The sequence below is a fragment of the Caballeronia pedi genome (assembly GCF_001544915.2).
GTDB lineage: Bacteria > Pseudomonadota > Gammaproteobacteria > Burkholderiales > Burkholderiaceae > Caballeronia > Caballeronia pedi.
The window spans coordinates 109,988-127,097 of record NZ_FCOE02000014.1 but is presented as its reverse complement, the minus strand read 5'-3'; the positions used below and the strand labels follow the sequence as shown (position 1 = coordinate 127,097).

Genomic DNA, 17,110 nt, shown 5'->3' with positions numbered 1-17,110 from the left:
AATGCGTTCCGCTCCCGCTACCACTGCAAAAACATCATGATCTTTCTGATCGTCGCCGTCGTGTCCTATCTGATCGGCTCGATTTCATTCGCCGTCGTCGTGAGTCACGCGATGGGCCTCGCCGATCCTCGCTCGTACGGCTCGGGCAATCCCGGCGCGACCAACGTGCTGCGCACAGGCAACAAAAAGGCCGCGATCCTCACACTGATCGGCGATGCGTTCAAGGGCTGGCTGCCCGTGTGGGTCGTCGTGCATTTCGGTGCGAGCTTCGGCTGGGATCCGGCGGGCATCAACACGGCCACGGCGCTCGCGGCCATCGCCGTGTTCCTCGGGCATCTGTATCCGGTCTTCTTCAGGTTCCAGGGCGGCAAGGGCGTCGCGACGGCGGCGGGCGTGCTGCTCGCGATCCATCCGGCGCTCGGAGTCGCGACGCTGCTCACGTGGATCATCATCGCGTTCTTCTTTCGTTATTCGTCGCTGGCGGCGCTGGTCGCGGCGGTGTTCGCGCCGTTCTTCCAGGTCTTTCTGTTCGGGCCGAGCCGCATCTCGCTCGCCGTGCTGGCGATGAGCCTGCTGCTCATCTGGCGGCATCGCGCCAATATCTCGAAGTTGCTGGCGGGGAAGGAAAGCCGCATCGGCGACAAGAAAAAGGCGGCGCAGGCGGCCGAATAAAGCAACAAGCCGTTCCGGCGCGAACCGGAACGGCTTTTTCACTTCTGACGCGGCAGCGAATCAGTCGCGGAAGTTGTTGAAGTCGAGCGGCGTATCCGTGACTTCCTTCTTCAGCAGCGCGATGGCGCTTTGCAGGTCGTCGCGCTTCGTGCCTTGCACGCGCACCGCGTCGCCCTGAATGCTCGCCTGAACCTTGATCTTGCTGTCCTTCACGATCTTGACGATCTTCTTCGCCAGATCGCCCGACACGCCTTTCTTCACCGTGACGACCTGCTTCAGCTTGTCGCCGCCGATTTTCTCCTGCTTGCCGTAGTCGAGAAAGCGCACGTCGACGCTGCGCTTGGCCAGCTTGTTCAGCAGGACGTCCTTCACCTGGCCGAGCTTGAAATCGTCGTCGGCGTAGAGCGTGAGTTCGCGCTCCTTCTGCTCGACGCGTGAGTCCGAACCCTTGAAGTCGAAGCGCGTGGAAATTTCCTTGTTCGACTGTTCGATCGCGTTCTTCACTTCGATCATGTTTGCTTCGCTGACGACGTCAAACGATGGCATCTTGTCATTCTCCTTCATTGAGGCGAGCGCGCGTCGGGCGCGGCTCGCGCAATCGCTATAATCACGGACCTGTCGTCATTCTACCGACGCGCCTCGCTCATGTCGCTCCAGCTTCTCTCTGATTACGCCCTGCTCACGCACAACACGTTCGGTTTCGACGTGCGCGCGCGCCACGCCCTGCGTATCGAATCCGTCGATGCGGCCGTCGCGCTCGCCACCGATGCGCGCATCGCGAACATGCCGCAACTCGTGCTCGGCGGCGGCAGCAACATCGTGCTGACGCGCGATTTCGACGGCGTCGCGCTGATCGTCGCCCTCGCGGGGAAAAGCGTGATCGGCGAAACGGACGACGCATGGCTCGTTGAGGCCGGCGCGGGCGAGAACTGGCACGAATTCGTTGCCTGGACGCTCGCACAGGGCATGCCGGGCCTCGAAAACCTCGCGCTGATTCCGGGCACGGTCGGCGCCGCGCCGATTCAGAACATCGGTGCGTACGGGCTCGAAATGGGCGAGCGCTTCGAGCGGCTCAGCGCCGTCGAACTCGCGACCGGCGAACGCGTGGAGTTCGATCGCGTCGCCTGCGCGTTCGGTTATCGCGACAGTTTTTTCAAGCGGGCAGGGCGCGGGCGCTTCATGATCACGTCGGTGGTGTTCCGGCTGCCGAAGGCGTGGACGCCGCGCGCCGAGTATGCCGATGTCGCGCGCGCGCTCGAAGGCGCTGCAAAACCGGACGCGCAGGCCATTTTCGATGCGGTCGTCGCCGTGCGGCGCGCCAAACTGCCCGACTGGACCGTGCTCGGCAACGCGGGCAGCTTCTTCAAGAATCCGGTGGTGAGCGCGGCGGCGTTCGAGGCGTTGAAAGCGCGCGAACCCGGCGTGGTCTCGTATCCCCAGTCGGACGGGCAAGCGAAGCTCGCGGCGGGCTGGCTGATCGACCGATGCGGCTGGAAAGGGCGCAGCATCGGCGGCGCGGCGGTGCATGACCGGCAGGCGCTCGTGCTCGTGAATCGCGGCGGCGCGACGGGCGCGCAAGTGCTCGAACTGGCCGAAGCCATCAGGCGCGACGTGCTGGCGCGCTTCGGCGTCGAGATGGAGATGGAACCGGTCTGCCTCTGATTTCCGACGCGCAGAAAAAAACCCGCCGAACCAGAGTCCGGCGGGTTTTTCGTTTCTGAAGCGGGAGATTACGCTCCGCGCTTGCGGCGCGCATTCTCCGCGATACGCATGCGCAACGCGTTCAGCTTGATGAAGCCGCCGGCGTCGGCCTGGTCGTAGGCGCCGCCGTCGTCGTCGAAGGTCGCGATGGTCTTGTCGAACAGCGTTTCCTTCGAATCGCGCGCGACGACCGACACGCTGCCCTTGTAGAGCTTCACGCGCGTCCAGCCGTTGACCTTCTCCTGCGTGTGGTCGATCAGCACCTGCAGCGCGCGGCGCTCCGGGCTCCACCAGTAGCCGTTGTAGATCAGCGATGCGTAACGCGGCATCAGATCGTCCTTCAGGTGCGCCACTTCGCGGTCGAGCGTGATCGACTCGATGCCGCGATGCGCCTTCAGCATGATCGTGCCGCCCGGCGTTTCATAGCAGCCGCGCGACTTCATGCCGACGTAGCGGTTCTCGACCAGATCCAGACGGCCGATGCCGTGCTTGCCGCCGAGACGGTTCAGCTCGGTCAGCATCTCGGCGGGCGACAGGCGCTTGCCGTTCAGCGCGACCGGGTCGCCCTTCTCGAATTCGATATCGAGGTACTCGGCCTGATCCGGCGCTTCTTCCGGCGATACGGTCCAGCGCCACATGTCGGCTTCGGCCTCGGCCTTCGGGTCTTCCAGATGGCGGCCTTCGAACGAGATGTGCAGCAGGTTCGCGTCCATCGAGTAGGGCGCGCCGCCTTGCTTGTGCTTCATTTCGATCGGAATGCCGGCCTTTTCCGCATACGCGAGCAGCTTTTCGCGCGAGAGCAGGTCCCATTCGCGCCACGGCGCGATCACCTTGATGCCCGGTTCGAGCGAGTAATAGCCGAGCTCGAAGCGGACCTGATCGTTGCCCTTGCCGGTCGCGCCGTGCGAGACGGCCTGCGCGCCAGCCGCGCGCGCGATCTCGATCTGGCGTTTCGCGATCAGCGGACGCGCGATCGACGTGCCGAGCAGATACTCGCCTTCGTAGATGGTGTTCGCGCGGAACATCGGGAACACGAAATCGCGGACGAACTCCTCACGCAGGTCTTCGATGAAGATGTTGTCCTGCTTGATGCCGAGCTGGAGCGCCTTCTTGCGCGCGGGCTCCAGTTCCTCGCCCTGGCCGATGTCGGCCGTGAAGGTCACGACTTCGGCGTCGTAGTTGTCCTGCAACCATTTCAGGATGACGGAGGTGTCGAGACCGCCCGAATAGGCGAGCACGACTTTCTTGATATCGCTCATGGTGAACTCGTGTGCTGAAAAGCCGGTGCGGCGGTTGTGCGCCGCTTCGCGTCCGCCTGGCGCGCGACGGGCATGAAGAGCGCGGAAAAACCACTATTTTGACATCAAATCGCCGCGCTTCCGTAAATTTGGGATGCGCGGCGCGTCGGCAGCGCCGATTTGCTCAGTGATTCAGCTTGCCGAGCAGGAGATACTCCATCAGCGCCTTCTGGACATGCAGACGGTTCTCCGCCTCGTCCCAGACCACGCTCTGCGGACCGTCGATCACGTCCGCGCTCACTTCCTCGCCGCGATGCGCGGGCAGGCAGTGCATGAAAAGCGCGTCGGGATTCGCGCGCGCCATCATTTCGGTATCGACGCAATAGTCCGCGAACGCCTTCATGCGCGCTTCGTTCTCGGCTTCGTAACCCATGCTGGTCCAGACGTCCGTCGTGACGAGATCGGCGCCCGTGCAGGCGTCGTTCGGATCGTCGAACTCTTCGAAGAACGGCTTGCTGTCTTCGGAAACGAGCGCGGGATCGAGCTTGTAGCCGAGCGGCGTCGACAGGCGCAACTTGAAGCCGAGGATCTGCGCGGCTTCAATCCACGTGTAGAGCATGTTGTTCGCGTCACCGACCCACGCGACGGTCTTGCCGTGAATCGGCCCGCGATGCTCGTAGAACGTGAAGATGTCCGCGAGCACCTGACACGGGTGATATTCGTTGGTCAGCCCGTTGATCACCGGCACGCGCGAGCTTTCCGCGAAGCGCTCGATGATGTCCTGACCGAACGTGCGGATCATGATGATGTCGACCATGCGCGAGATGACCTGTGCCGAATCCTCGATCGGCTCGCCGCGTCCGAGCTGCGTGTCGCGCGTGTTCATGAACACCGCGTGGCCGCCGAGCTGGAAGATGCCCGCTTCGAACGAGAGACGCGTGCGCGTCGAACTCTTCTCGAAGATCATCGCGAGCGTGCGGTCGTGCAGCGGATGATAGGTCTCGTAGTTCTTGAACTTGCGCTTCAGGATGCGCGCGCGTTCGAGCACGTACTCGTAGTCGTCGAGCGAAAAATCCTTGAACTGAAGATAGTGGCGAATTTTCTTGGCGGTCATGAAAACGCAAGCGGCGGCTTCGAACCGGCCGCTTTGCTGCGCTCACGCGCGCTGGGTCAGGGCCGGACGACGCCGCCGTCGTGGGTGGTATCGCATTTGAGCATAAAGGATTTTGCGATGTTTGACGAGGCTGGCAGAAAGGGCGATGCGCGCTGCGCAAGCCCGGCCGACGGCTTCGGCAAATCCCTGATGGACGCGCCCGATGTCTGTGTGCGCTGCGCAAGAGGGGGCCGCTAAGGTATAATTGCGGTCGCTCGTTTCAACAGTTCTGCAACACTCAGCACCGTTTCACGCGCAGCTGCGGCGAAGGGTTCGCAAGAATCCGGTCGGCGTGATTTCGCGCGTTCCGATTCCGCGGTGGCTTGCCCAGTGCTGTCGAGTCCGCCATTCCTGTCGCGGGCGCGGCCGGTTCCCAGAGAATCGCGTCGCGCGAAGACCGCCCGGCACTTTTCGCGAGCCGGCCCTGCGGTTCCCCGTGTCAGGCATGTGCGTCCCGGTGCGCGTCACCGGCCGTCAAAAGGTATTGCTACATGGCTGAATCATCCTCTACCGAATACTTCATACAAGGCATCACCAAGAGCGGAAGGAAGTTTCGGCCGAGCGACTGGTCCGAGCGCCTGTGCGGCGTGATGTCGGGTTTCGGACCCAAGGCGAGAGGGCCGAACGCCCGCCTGCAATACTCCATCTACGTGCGTCCGACCATGATCGGCGATATCAAGGTCGTGATCGTCGATTCGCGCCTGCGCGACATCGAGCCGATGGCCTTCGATTTCGTGCTCAACTTCGCGAAGGACAACGATCTCCTCGTGACCGAGGCGTGCGAGCTGCCGCCGCATCACGGCACGCAGACCCAGCAGCAGGGTTGACGCTGTAACACGGAAGCCCAGACGCAAAAAAGCCCGCCGAAGCGGGCTTTTTCGTTACTGCGCAGCGGAAACAGGAAGCTGCTTCGACGAACGCACCGATTGTGAAACCTCGCGAAATTCGCGAAAACCGTTGTGCGCCCGCCGGAAGCGAGCCGGAATTACTGGGCAGCGGGGGCTTGCAGGCCCTTGATGGCTGCAGCCAGGCGGCTCTTGTGACGAGCGGCCTTGTTCTTGTGGATGATCTTCTTGTCCGCGATGATGTCCATCGTCTTGACCGACGACTTGAACACTTCGGCGGCCTTGGTCTGATCGCCGGCTTCGATAGCCTTGCGAACTGCCTTGATGGCCGTGCGGAACTTCGAGCGCAGCGCCGAGTTGTGCGAGTTGGCCTTGGCGGCCTGACGGGCGCGCTTGCGAGCTTGTGCGGTATTTGCCATGACGGTTCCTTTTTCCTGTTTCAGCTGATTCTGCTGTCACTTGTCCGGAGCGGGCTTCACTTGGCTGTCCAGCCAGGGGCCGGAAGCGGTGATCGGTGCGCGCTGCCTTTGATCTGAAATCCCGGGAACGATTGCCCGAGAACCTCTGTAACATCGCCGGCCAGAGCCGGAAAAGACGTGAAGCTGCTCAATCCAAACAATTTTGGAGCTTCGAAACCCGCGATTATAGCAACGGAATATGAGACGTGACAAGCGCGACGTGGATCGAGCCGGTCCGCCGCCCTCACGCGAGCCCGATCGATGCGATCGGTCAATCTTGCGGTATTGCCCGCCAGCAATAAGCCGAGTCTGGTGGGCGGGTTGCGGGCGCCCCGTATAATAAGCGCCCCATGAATCTATTCCGAGCCCTCCTGACGGTCAGCGGCTTCACGCTGCTGTCCCGCGTGACCGGCCTGATCCGCGAAACGCTGATCGCCCGAGCCTTTGGCGCCAGTATCTATACCGACGCGTTTTACGTCGCGTTCCGGATTCCCAACCTGCTGCGGCGGCTGTCCGCGGAAGGGGCATTCGCGCAGGCGTTCGTGCCGATCCTCGCCGAGTTCAAGAACAGCAAGGGTCACGATCCGACCAAGGCGCTCGTCGACGCGATGTCGACGGTGCTGACCTGGTGCCTCGTCGCGTTGTCGATCGCCGGCATGGCGGGCGCGAGCTGGGTGGTGTACGCGGTGGCGTCGGGTCTCTCGCACGAAGGGGCCGCGTACGGCCTCGCCGTCGAGATGACGCGCATCATGTTTCCGTACATCGTCTTCATCTCGATGACCACGCTCGCCTCCGGCGTGCTCAATACGTACAAGCAGTTTTCGCTGCCCGCGTTCGCGCCGGTGCTGCTGAACGTGGCGTTCATCTTCGCGGCGGTGTTCGTCGCGCCTCACCTGAAGGTGCCGGTCTACGCGCTCGCCTATGCGGTGATCGCGGGCGGCATCCTGCAATTGCTCGTGCAGTTGCCGGGGCTGAAGAAGATCGACATGGTGCCGAAGATCGGCCTGAACTTCCGGCGCGCGCTCGCGCATCCGGGCGTGAAGCGCGTGCTCCTGAAAATGGTGCCCGCGACCTTCGCGGTGTCGGTCGGACAACTGAGCCTCATCATCAACACGAATATCGCGTCGAATATCGGGGCGGGCGCGGTGTCGTGGATCAACTACGCCGACCGGCTCATGGAATTCCCCACCGCGCTGCTGGGCGCGGCGCTCGGCACGATCCTCTTGCCGAGCCTCTCGAAAGCGCACGTCGACGCCGACAACGACGAATACTCCGCGCTGCTCGACTGGGGCCTGCGCATCACGTTCCTGCTGGCCGCGCCCAGCGCGATCGCGCTCTTCTTCTTCGCCGAGCCGCTCACCGCGACGCTCTTTCACTACGGCAAGTTCGACAACCATTCCGTCGTGATGGTAAGCCGCGCGCTTGCGGCCTACGGCATCGGGCTGATCGGTCTGATCCTCATCAAGATTCTCGCGCCCGGTTTCTACGCGAAGCAGGACATCAAGACGCCGGTGAAGATCGCCGTGTTCGTGCTCGTCATGACGCAGGTGAGCAACTATGTCTTCGTGCCGATCTTCTCGCATGCGGGTCTGACGCTGTCGATCGGCCTCGGCGCCCTCGCCAACGCGGGACTGCTGTTCCTGGGCCTGCGCCGCCGCAAGATCTATCGGCCGTCGGCGGGCTGGCTGCGCTTTTTCGCGCAACTCGTCGGCGCGTGCCTGATTCTTGCGGGCACGATGCATTGGGTTGCGATCAACTTCGACTGGATCGCCATGCGCGCGACGCCGTTGCTGCGCGTGGCGCTGCTCGGTGCAAGTCTCGTCGTGTTCGCCGCGCTATATTTCGGTATTCTGTCCGCGATGGGCTTCAAATACGCCTATTTCAAGAGACGCACGCTTTGATGACGACGACGCGTATCCTCGATTACTTCACTTCACTGATGGCGGACGACGAGAGCCTTCCGCTCACGGAAGCGGCCTTGTCGCTCGCGCAGGACGCCTATCCCGATGTCGACATGCAGGCGGCGCTCGCCGAGATCGACGAGCTCGTCGTGCGCGCCCGCCGCCGCATGCCCGACGACGCGGACGTGAAGCAGAAAGTCGATGCGCTCAATCGTTACTTCTTCCGCGAGCTGGGTTTCTCCAGCAACCTCAACGACTACTACGATCCGGACAATAGCCATTTGAACGTCGTGTTGCGGCGTCGGCGCGGCATCCCAATCTCGCTTGCGGTGATCTATCTGGAAATGGCCGAACAGCTCGGCGTGCCGGCGCGCGGCGTGTCGTTTCCGGGGCATTTCCTGTTGCGCGTCGCGACGCCCGGCCAGGATCTGATGCTCGATCCGACCACCGGCCAGACGCTCTCCGAAGCGCAGATGGTCGAGATGCTGGAGCCGTATGTGCAGCGCGTGGGCGAATCGATCGGCAGCGCGTTGCGCGTGCTGTTGCAGCCCGCGACGCGGCGCGAGATCGTCGCGCGCATGTTGCGCAACCTGAAAGGCATCTACTTGCAGACCGAGCGCTGGCAGCGTCTGCTCGCGGTTCAGCAGCGGCTCGTGATTGCGCTGCCGAACAGCATCGAGGAAGTGCGCGATCGCGGCTTCGCGTATGCGCGGCTCGATTATCTGCGGCCGGCGCTGGAGGACTTGCAGCGTTACATCGAGCTCCGTCCGGACGCCGACGACGCGACGGTCGTCGAAACCGAGTTGCACGAGCTGCGGCAGCGCACGCAACACGACGGCGACTGAAGCAGCCGCCGTCTTCGCATGTAGCGTTATTTCGGCTGCATGCGGATCGCGCCGTCGAGACGGATCACTTCGCCGTTGAGCATCGGGTTATCGAAGATCTGCTTGACGAGCATCGCGTATTCATTGGGCTTGCCGAGGCGCGAAGGGAAGGGCACCATCGCGCCGAGCGCGTCCTGCACTTCCTTCGGCATGCCGAGCAGCATCGGCGTTTCGAACAGGCCCGGTGCGATCGTCATCACGCGGATGCCGCTCTTGCTCAGATCACGCGCGATCGGCAGCGTCATGCCCGCGACGCCGCTCTTCGACGCCGCATAGGCCGCCTGGCCGATCTGCCCGTCATACGCCGCGACCGACGCCGTGTTCACGATCACGCCGCGCTCGCCCGCATCGTTCGTTTCGTTCTTCGACATCACGCTGGCTGCGAGCCGGATCATGTTGAAGGTGCCGATGAGATTCACCGAGATCACCTTCGAGAACAGATCGAGCGCGTGCGGCCCGTCGCGTCCGACCGTCTTCGCCGCCGGCGCGATGCCCGCGCAGTTCACGAGCCCGCGCAGCGTGCCGAGCGTCAAGGCGGCATCGACGGCGCGCTGGCCGTCGCTTTCCTGACTCACATCGCATTTGACGAACGTGCCGGACAGTTCCTTCGCGAGCGCTTCGCCCGCTGTGTCGTTCATGTCGGCGATCACGACCTTGCCGCCTTGCGCCGCGATGAGCCGCGCGGTCGCCTCGCCGAGGCCCGACGCGCCGCCGGTGATCAGAACAACATTGCCTTGCATCTCCATGCTTCTTCTCCTTTATGTGATTCGTGCGCGCGAGGGCAGGGTAAAGCCGCTCGCGCCGATGTCCGTCCTCGTGGGAAACGCGTCGATTGTAGCGAAGCCGGTGAGGGCAAAATCGCACATCGGTCATGCGGATTCACAGGCGTAAAAAAACCCGCTCATGGAGAGCGGGTTTCATCGAACGCCGGGCGAAAGCGCGCTTTTACTTCAGCGCGTCGAACACCCGCGTGCGGATTTCATCGACGCTGCCGGTGCCCGCGATCTTGCGATACGCCGGCGCCTTCAAACCGTTCGGTGCGTCGCCGCTCTCCGCCCAGTCGTTGTAGTACGCGATCAGCGGCTTGGTCTGCGCGACATACACTTCGAGACGCTTCTTGACGGTCTCTTCTTTATCGTCGTCGCGCTGGATCAGCGGCTCGCCGGTGACGTCGTCGGTCATGTCGACCTTCGGCGGATTGAACTTGACGTGATACGTGCGACCCGATGCCGCATGCACGCGACGGCCGCTCATGCGGGTGATGATCTCGTCGAAGGGAACATCGATCTCGAGCACGTAGTCGATCGCAACGCCCGCGTCCTTCATGGCTTCGGCTTGCGGCAGCGTGCGCGGGAAGCCGTCGAACAGATAGCCGTTCTTGCAGTCGTCCGCCTGCAGACGTTCCTTCACGAGATTGATGATGAGCGAATCCGGCACCAGCTCGCCCGCGTCCATGTAGCGCTTCGCCTCGACGCCGAGCGGCGAGCCTGCCTTGACGGCTGCGCGCAGCATGTCGCCGGTCGAAATCTGCGGAATGCCGAATTTCTCCTTGATGAAGTTTGCCTGGGTGCCCTTGCCCGCACCGGGTGCGCCCAACAGGATCAAACGCATGGTGATCTCTCCGAATCGTCTATAAACCGCTGCAGCCGCGAGGCTGATTTGACATCCGGTGGCGTGGCTCGTGCGGCGTCGACGACAGGGCGCCCAGCCGAAAGGAGACGGCGGGCACCGGCGGACAGCGGCGCAACGTTGAGCGGCGCTGACCGGAAGGCTCGCGCAATCGCTTGATTATGCCACGTGTCTTTACGATCGCGACCGTAATAACGCGCATAGAAACCGCCACGAACCCCGCCGATTGGGCGTCTGGCGGGGTTTACACCGGTTGCGCCGCGGCTTTCAGTCCGCTTTGCGGAAGAGCGCCTGGACGCGCTCGAGATCGGCGGGTGTATCGACGCCGGGCGGCGGCGCATCGTGCGTCACGCGCACCGCGATGCGTTCGCCGTGCCACAGCGCGCGCAGTTGCTCCAGCGCTTCGGCGGCTTCGATCGGCGCTTGTGCGAGCGTCGGAAAATCGCGCAGGAACTTCGCGCGATACGCATAGAGCCCGATGTGACGCAGCACGTTTTCCGGCACGGCGGGCAATTGCCCGAGCGCGGCGATGTCCGGCCAGTGCGGCTGCCAGAGATCGCGCGACCAGGGAATCGGCGCGCGCGAGAAGTAGAGCGCGACGCTTTTCGAATCGAGCACGACTTTCACCACGTTCGGATTGAAGACGTCGGCCGGATCGTGGATCGGATGCGCGGCCGTGGCAATCGCGCACTCGGGATGCGCCGCGAGGTGATCGGCGACATCCCGCACGAGTTGCGGATCGATGAGCGGTTCGTCGCCTTGCACATTGACGACGATCGCGTCGTCGGCCCAGTTCAGGCGCGTAGCGACTTCGGCGAGGCGGTCGGTGCCGGTGGGATGATCCGAGCGCGTCAGCATCACTTCGATGCCGTGATCGCGCGCGGCTTCGACCACGCGGTCGGAATCGGTCGCGACGAGCACCTGGCTCGCGCCGGATTCGCGCGCGCGCTCGGCGACGCGCACGACCATAGGCTTGCCGCCGATATCGGCGAGCGGCTTGTTCGGCAGGCGCGTGGAAGCGAGGCGCGCGGGAACGACCGCGATGAACGGTACGGACATGTCAGCCGCGCTCAGGCGTCGCCGGCCGGTTTGATCGGCTCGACGGGCGTGCCCTCGACAGTCTGGCGCGCTTCGTCGACGAGCATCACGGGAATGCCGTCGCGGATCGGGTAGGCGAGCTTGTCGGCGCTGCAGACGAGTTCCTGCGCCGCGCGATCGTAACTGAGCGGGCCTTTGCAGATCGGGCAAACGAGGATTTCAAGCAGACGTGCGTCCACGGAGTTTCTCCACAACAAGAGCGATGAGGCGCGGTCTCAGCACGGCTTGCACCGGAACGACCCAGATGCGTGCATCGCGCCAGGCTCCGAATTTTACTGCATCCTTTTCGGTGATCAGGATCGCATCGGCTTCGACGCCCGCGAACGGATTCTCGCGATACGAATAGTGATCGGGAAATGCGCGCGTCGCGGGCGCGATGCCCGCCGCGCGCAGCGTCGCGAAGAAGCGCTCGGGCGAGCCGATGCCCGCCGCCGCGATCACTTTTTCGCCGACGAACTGATCGAGCGGGCGGCGCTGGTGCGGGTCGTCGAGCAGCCATGCATCGCCCGATTCGAGTTCGAGCGCGAAGGTGTCCGGCCACGGCGGCAGCGTGCGGTCGTACGGACTGTTGATGAGCGTCGCGTCCCGGCGGCGCGACATCGGTTCGCGCAATGGTCCGGCTGGCAACAGGAAGCCGTTGCCGCCGAGACGCGCATCGAACACGACGAGCTCGAACGCGCGCGCGAGGCGATAGTGCTGCAGGCCGTCGTCGGAGACGAGGACATCGACGTTCGGATGCGCGTCGAGCAACGCTTTCGCCGCCGCGACGCGATCCGGGCAGACGAACACCGGCGCGTGCGTGCGGCGCGCGATCAGGAGCGGCTCGTCGCCGACCTGCGCGGCTGCCGAGGTCGGCGTGACGCTAGTGGGCTTCGCGACTTTCGCGCCGTAGCCGCGCGAGACGACGCCCGGCTGAAAGCCAGCCGCGCGCAACGCTTCGACGAGCGCGATGACGGTCGGCGTCTTGCCCGTTCCGCCGACGGTCACGTTGCCCACGACCACCACCGGCACGCCGACATCGATGCGCTTGAACCAGCCCAGCTCGTAGAAGGCGCGGCGGGTCGCGGCGATCGCGCCGAAGATGCACGCGAAGGGCGTCAGCGCCCACGCGACGGGACCGCGGCGACGCCATTCGCGGGCGAGGAAGTTCTCGATCGGCGGCTTGAAATCAGACATGGGCGGCCTTCGGATACGGCGTGACGCGCAACGGCAGCTCCTTGAGTATCGGTCGACGTTGGACGGACTGTCCGGCGATGCTGGAACCCGGCACTCTAGCGCGCGCGCGCCGTGCGCGCCAGTCGCCGGCGCGTGCGATGGAGCTTGTCCACACGACCAGCGCGCCTGTGGATAACTCTGTGAAGAACTTGCGGCCCGCGAACCGTCGAAGCGCGTCAGGAAAGAGTTGCTCCGGGGCTTACAGTGTTCACAAAAATAAAACGCTGCGAATTCAATGGGATAGAACGAACTCACGGGCCTCTGGCGAGGTCGCGCCAGATACGGCGGTAAGTCTTTCTGTGTGGACACTTGTTACACTTGCGTACCTCGTCCAGCGACGTTCGTCCACCGGCTCAGCGGCCGCCGCGCCAAGTTTTTTTCCTGTTCAGCCATGACTCCCGACTCCCTGCCGTCGCAAAGCGGCGACGCCGTCATCCCCGTTTCCGTGCTCAATCGCGCGATCAACTCGATGCTCGAACGGTCGTTTCCGCTCGTGTGGGTGTCGGGCGAAGTGTCGAACTTCACGCGCGCGGCGAGCGGCCATTGGTACTTTTCGATCAAGGACGCGAACGCGCAGATGCGCTGCGTGATGTTTCGCGGCCGCGCGCAATACGCCGAGTTCACGCCGCGCGAAGGCGACAAGATCGAGGTGCGCGCACTCGTCACGATGTACGAGCCGCGCGGCGAATTGCAACTGAACGTCGAAGCGGTGCGGCGCACGGGACAGGGCCGGCTTTACGAAGCGTTCCTGCGCCTGAAGGCGCAGCTCGAAAGCGAAGGGCTGTTCGCCGCGGAGAGAAAGCGTGCATTGCCCACGCATCCGCGCGGTATCGGCATCGTGACGTCGCTGCAGGCGGCCGCGCTGCGCGACGTGCTGACGACGCTCGCACGTCGCGCGCCGCATGTGCCGGTGGTCGTGTATCCGGCGCCGGTGCAGGGCGCGGGCGTCGGCGCGAAGCTCGCGGCGATGGTCGACGCCGCGAACGCGCGGCGTGAAGTCGACGTGCTGATCGTGTGCCGCGGCGGCGGATCGATCGAAGACTTGTGGGCCTTCAACGAGGAAGTGCTGGCGCGCGCGATCGCCGGGAGTGCGTTGCCGGTGGTGAGCGGCGTCGGACACGAAACGGATTTCACCATCGCGGATTTCGCCGCCGACGTGCGCGCGCCGACGCCGACCGCCGCCGCCGAACTCGTCAGTCCGCAACGCGTGCTGCTGTTGCGCGAGCTCGATCATCGTCATGCCGCGCTCGCGCGCGGCTTCGGCCGCATGATGGAGCGACGCGCGCAACAACTCGACTGGCTCGCGCGCAGGCTCGTGAGTCCCGCCGAGCGGCTCGCGCGGCAGCGTGCGCATCTTCGGCAAGTGGCGGTTCGTCTCGCCGCGGCGGGCGCGCGGCCGGTGCGCGATGCGCGCGCGCACTTCGCGCTGGTGCACTATCGCTGGCAGCGCAAGCGCCCGGACGTGGCCGCCGAACGTGAGCATATGCTGCGTCTCGCGCAGCGTCTCGGTAGCGCGCAAGAGCGTCGCGCGGAGCGGGAGAAAGCGTGCGTGTCCGAGCTGGCGGCGCGCTTGCAGGTGCTGAGTCCGCAGCGCACACTGGAACGCGGTTATGCCGCGCTGATCGACGCCCAAACCGGCCGCGCGGTGCGTGCGCCGCATGCGTTGAAGCCGAAGCGCGCGCTCACCGTTCATCTCGCGGAAGGCTCCGCCGATGTCCTGCTCGCCGATGTCCAGCCACGTCTGTCAGACGAATTCTGAAGTCGGCGCGACGCGTCGAATCGGCGTACATTTGACGTGTCCGAAGAAGCTCGCCAAAGCACTTTTTACGCCGTGCGAAGCATATGGAAAGCAATCTTTCTCATAAAGGGCACACGGTTTGCTGGGTTATCCCAACTCGCCTACAATCCATTGCTCCACTGCTTCACGCCTCACCATCCCCCACAAACCACATAGAAAGGAAGCTGAATCATGGAACATACGCTCCCGCCGCTGCCGTTCGACAAGAACGCGCTCGCTCCGCACATGTCGGAAGAAACGCTTGAGTATCACTATGGCAAGCACCACCAGACCTATGTGACGAACCTGAACAAACTGATTCCCGGCACCGAATTCGAGAACCTGTCGCTCGAAGAGATCGTGAAGAAGTCCTCGGGTGGCGTGTTCAACAACTCGGCTCAAGTCTGGAATCACACGTTCTTCTGGAACAGCCTGTCGCCGAAGGGCGGCGGTGCGCCCACCGGCGCGCTGGCTGACGCGATCAACGCCAAGTACGGTTCCTACGACAAGTTCAAGGAAGAATTCGCCAAGGTCGCAACCGGCACGTTCGGTTCGGGCTGGACCTGGCTCGTGAAGAAGACCGACGGCACGGTGGATATCGTGTCGACGAGCAACGCCGCCACGCCGCTCACGACGGATTCGAAGGCGCTGCTGACCATCGATGTGTGGGAGCACGCGTATTACATCGACTATCGCAATGCGCGTCCGAAGTTCATCGAGGCTTACTGGAATATCGTGAACTGGGATTTCGCGGCGAAGAATTTCGGCGCGTGAGTTCCGGCGGTTCGCACGAGTAAAAAAGCCCTCTGCGGAGGGCTTTTTTGCGTCCTGGCCGTTCCTGCGCGCCCTCGCAACCCGATCTAAAATGGCGCTTTGAATCGCCCCGCATTACCGTCATGAAACGCTTCCTGGCCTTTTGCCTCGCGGCTTGGTCAGCCGCCGCGCTACTTTACTTTGGCCGTCACTCGGCCGCGCTCATCGCGCTGTCCGGCGTGATCGCGCTCGCGGGATTCGATCTCTTGCGACCGGATTCGAACCACGGCGCGTAGAAAAGTCAGCGCCGCTTCGCCCCTTCCCAGTTGATATCGACGCACAGCACCTGCAGGCCAAAAGGCGTCTGCGCGGCGATCGACGCCGTCACGCAAAGGTGCGCCTCGTTGATCGAGAGATACGGCGCCGTCAGATGCACGCGCCCCGGCGAGCGCAGCGCCTCGATGAAATACGGCCGGCGCTCCCAGCTCGCGCCTTCCGAATGCAGCAGCGGACTGAAACGTTTCGCGCGCTGCGACGTCCGCACCACCGGTACGACGTTGTCGCCGATCTGCCGGCCGGCCTGATCGAGCAGGAAGCAGCGCGCGGTGTCGGCGAGTTGCAGCAGCTCGCTCGTCGCGACGACGAGCGCCTCGCCTTCCATCAGCTTGACCGATGCCCGTTCGAGCCCGCTCACGTACGGTTCGAGACGCGTGGCCTGCGCCCGCTCGCGCGCCGCGACGCGTTCGCGCGAGGCTGCCGACAACGCATCCATCACGCCCGTCGCGACCTCGCTGTGCACCGCATCGACGCTCGGCTGCGCGAAGTACGCGCCCTGCACGAAGTCGACGTTGCATTCCAGCGCGATCAGCGCGTCGCGTTCGGTCGCGAGGCCGCCCATCAGGACCAGCTGGCCGGACTCGTGCAGCAGCGACACCAGACGCGGCAGCACGCGCTCGATATGCGAATGCTCGGTCGCCTGTTGCAGGATGCAGCGATCGAGCGTGACGATATCGGGCCGCAGATGCCACACGCGATCGATGTTCGAATGCTTCACGCCGAAGCCGTCCAGCGCGATCAGAAAGCCGGACTTGCGCATCGAATCGATGATCTCGGCGAAGCGCGTCGTCTCGCCGCCGGCCTGCTCGGGCACTTCGAGCACGACACGCTGCGGCGGCAGGCCGATGTCCTTCAGCGAAGCGAGCAGCGCGTCGCCGTAGCTCGTATCCATCAGCGCGGCGGGATGCAGGCTCAGAAAGAGCCATTCGTCGTGGCTGTCGAACGCGTTGAAGTTGCCCAGATGCAGCGATTCGGCGAGCCGGCCGAGTTCGAGCAGATCGCCGCGCCGCGCTGCTTGCGTGAAAACTTCGTGCGACGGCACGTGGCGATGCGTGTCGTCGCGGGCGCGCAAGGACGCGTGATAGCCGATCGCGCGCCGGTGCGACACGGAAAACACCGGCTGAAACACGCTGAACACGGTGAATTCGCCGTACAGCACGGTGCGACGCGAACCGTCATCGCCCGCGATGGGGCGGGGCGGCTGAAAGCGGGGAGGGTCGAGATCAACCATGCTCATGGTGTCGAGGCGCAGGGCAAGTGACTTTATCGAGATAGTTTACCGGATCGGCTTCCGACCGTTCGAGCAAAAAGCGTGCAAATTCAATATGCAAGCGGCTCGGCGGCGGAATCGGAGCGCCCGGCGCGCGTATTCGTGTGTGGATTCGTCCAGTCATGCCGCACGCGCGGGAGCGCGCGCCGCGCAACCGTGCGCGCGAGCACCGGCGCGGTG

Annotated in this window: 18 protein-coding genes; 8 read left to right on the top strand and 10 right to left on the bottom strand. The window is 64.0% G+C overall.

Going from position 1 to position 17,110, the window contains the following annotated elements; translation table 11 throughout:
* The first annotated feature begins 36 nt into the window (after positions 1–36).
* Entirely contained in the window at positions 37–672 is a 636-nt protein-coding gene (gene plsY / locus AWB80_RS21675) for a glycerol-3-phosphate 1-O-acyltransferase PlsY (protein WP_061176707.1), read from the top strand.
* A gap of 60 nt (positions 673–732) precedes the next feature.
* Here the strand turns inward: plsY and AWB80_RS21670 are convergent, their stop codons facing one another.
* On the bottom strand, positions 733–1,218 hold the full coding sequence (locus AWB80_RS21670) for a YajQ family cyclic di-GMP-binding protein (protein ID WP_014192189.1): 486 nt from the start codon (positions 1,216–1,218) through the stop codon (positions 733–735).
* A 99-nt stretch (positions 1,219–1,317) separates the two neighbouring features.
* Between AWB80_RS21670 and murB the strand changes: the two genes are divergently transcribed.
* Positions 1,318–2,334 carry a UDP-N-acetylmuramate dehydrogenase gene (gene murB / locus AWB80_RS21665; RefSeq protein WP_061176706.1) on the top strand — a complete coding sequence of 339 codons (1,017 nt, stop codon included), beginning with the start codon at positions 1,318–1,320 and terminating at the stop codon, positions 2,332–2,334.
* Between the two features lie 68 nt (positions 2,335–2,402).
* Here murB and AWB80_RS21660 read toward each other — a convergent pair whose 3' ends face one another.
* The gene (locus tag AWB80_RS21660) at positions 2,403–3,632 is read right to left on the bottom strand and encodes an argininosuccinate synthase (protein WP_061176705.1); all 1,230 of its coding nucleotides are present in this window, start codon (positions 3,630–3,632) and stop codon (positions 2,403–2,405) included.
* A gap of 163 nt (positions 3,633–3,795) precedes the next feature.
* Positions 3,796–4,725 (bottom strand): ornithine carbamoyltransferase, encoded by a 930-nt coding sequence (argF, locus tag AWB80_RS21655; protein ID WP_061176704.1) that lies wholly within the window; start codon positions 4,723–4,725, stop codon positions 3,796–3,798.
* Positions 4,726–5,255: 530 nt separating this feature from the next.
* On the opposite strand from argF, the gene AWB80_RS21650 reads away from it, so the two are divergent.
* Entirely contained in the window at positions 5,256–5,591 is a 336-nt protein-coding gene (locus AWB80_RS21650) for a DUF3579 domain-containing protein (RefSeq protein WP_061176703.1), read from the top strand.
* A 158-nt stretch (positions 5,592–5,749) separates the two neighbouring features.
* Here the strand turns inward: AWB80_RS21650 and rpsT are convergent, their stop codons facing one another.
* Positions 5,750–6,028, bottom strand: a complete 279-nt coding sequence (gene rpsT, locus AWB80_RS21645; RefSeq protein ID WP_061176702.1) for a 30S ribosomal protein S20 — start codon at positions 6,026–6,028, stop codon at positions 5,750–5,752.
* A gap of 389 nt (positions 6,029–6,417) precedes the next feature.
* On the opposite strand from rpsT, the gene murJ reads away from it, so the two are divergent.
* Both murJ and AWB80_RS21635 read left to right on the top strand, forming a co-directional pair.
* Positions 6,418–7,968 carry a murein biosynthesis integral membrane protein MurJ gene (murJ, locus tag AWB80_RS21640; protein WP_061176701.1) on the top strand — a complete coding sequence of 517 codons (1,551 nt, stop codon included), beginning with the start codon at positions 6,418–6,420 and terminating at the stop codon, positions 7,966–7,968.
* Positions 7,968–8,813, top strand: a complete 846-nt coding sequence (locus AWB80_RS21635; RefSeq protein WP_061176700.1) for a SirB1 family protein — start codon at positions 7,968–7,970, stop codon at positions 8,811–8,813. Before murJ ends, AWB80_RS21635 begins: the two co-directional genes overlap by 1 nt.
* A 26-nt stretch (positions 8,814–8,839) precedes the next feature.
* Here AWB80_RS21635 and AWB80_RS21630 read toward each other — a convergent pair whose 3' ends face one another.
* From AWB80_RS21630 to lpxK, 5 genes are all read right to left on the bottom strand, one after another.
* A complete protein-coding gene (locus tag AWB80_RS21630; protein WP_061176699.1) occupies positions 8,840–9,598 on the bottom strand; it encodes a 3-hydroxyacyl-CoA dehydrogenase in 759 nt (252 codons plus the stop codon).
* 199 nt (positions 9,599–9,797) lie between these two features.
* On the bottom strand, positions 9,798–10,463 hold the full coding sequence (adk, locus tag AWB80_RS21625; RefSeq protein WP_061176698.1) for an adenylate kinase: 666 nt from the start codon (positions 10,461–10,463) through the stop codon (positions 9,798–9,800).
* Between the two features lie 285 nt (positions 10,464–10,748).
* Positions 10,749–11,540, bottom strand: coding sequence for a 3-deoxy-manno-octulosonate cytidylyltransferase (gene kdsB, locus AWB80_RS21620; RefSeq protein ID WP_061176697.1), 792 nt, complete (start codon positions 11,538–11,540; stop codon positions 10,749–10,751).
* An 11-nt stretch (positions 11,541–11,551) separates the two neighbouring features.
* The gene (locus tag AWB80_RS21615) at positions 11,552–11,758 is read right to left on the bottom strand and encodes a Trm112 family protein (RefSeq protein WP_061135290.1); all 207 of its coding nucleotides are present in this window, start codon (positions 11,756–11,758) and stop codon (positions 11,552–11,554) included.
* On the bottom strand, positions 11,739–12,755 hold the full coding sequence (gene lpxK / locus AWB80_RS21610; RefSeq protein WP_061176696.1) for a tetraacyldisaccharide 4'-kinase: 1,017 nt from the start codon (positions 12,753–12,755) through the stop codon (positions 11,739–11,741). Before lpxK ends, AWB80_RS21615 begins: the two co-directional genes overlap by 20 nt.
* Positions 12,756–13,185: 430 nt before the next feature.
* Here lpxK and xseA point away from each other — a divergent pair, with 430 nt between their 5' ends.
* From xseA to AWB80_RS44430, 3 genes are all read left to right on the top strand, one after another.
* On the top strand, positions 13,186–14,553 hold the full coding sequence (gene xseA / locus AWB80_RS21605; RefSeq protein WP_061176695.1) for an exodeoxyribonuclease VII large subunit: 1,368 nt from the start codon (positions 13,186–13,188) through the stop codon (positions 14,551–14,553).
* Positions 14,554–14,763: 210 nt separating this feature from the next.
* On the top strand, positions 14,764–15,345 hold the full coding sequence (sodB, locus tag AWB80_RS21600) for a superoxide dismutase [Fe] (RefSeq protein WP_061176694.1): 582 nt from the start codon (positions 14,764–14,766) through the stop codon (positions 15,343–15,345).
* Positions 15,346–15,467: 122 nt separating this feature from the next.
* Positions 15,468–15,620 carry a hypothetical protein gene (locus tag AWB80_RS44430; protein ID WP_167390471.1) on the top strand — a complete coding sequence of 51 codons (153 nt, stop codon included), beginning with the start codon at positions 15,468–15,470 and terminating at the stop codon, positions 15,618–15,620.
* 5 nt (positions 15,621–15,625) lie between these two features.
* Here AWB80_RS44430 and AWB80_RS21595 read toward each other — a convergent pair whose 3' ends face one another.
* On the bottom strand, positions 15,626–16,897 hold the full coding sequence (locus AWB80_RS21595; protein WP_061176693.1) for an EAL domain-containing protein: 1,272 nt from the start codon (positions 16,895–16,897) through the stop codon (positions 15,626–15,628).
* Positions 16,898–17,110: the final 213 nt, after the last annotated feature.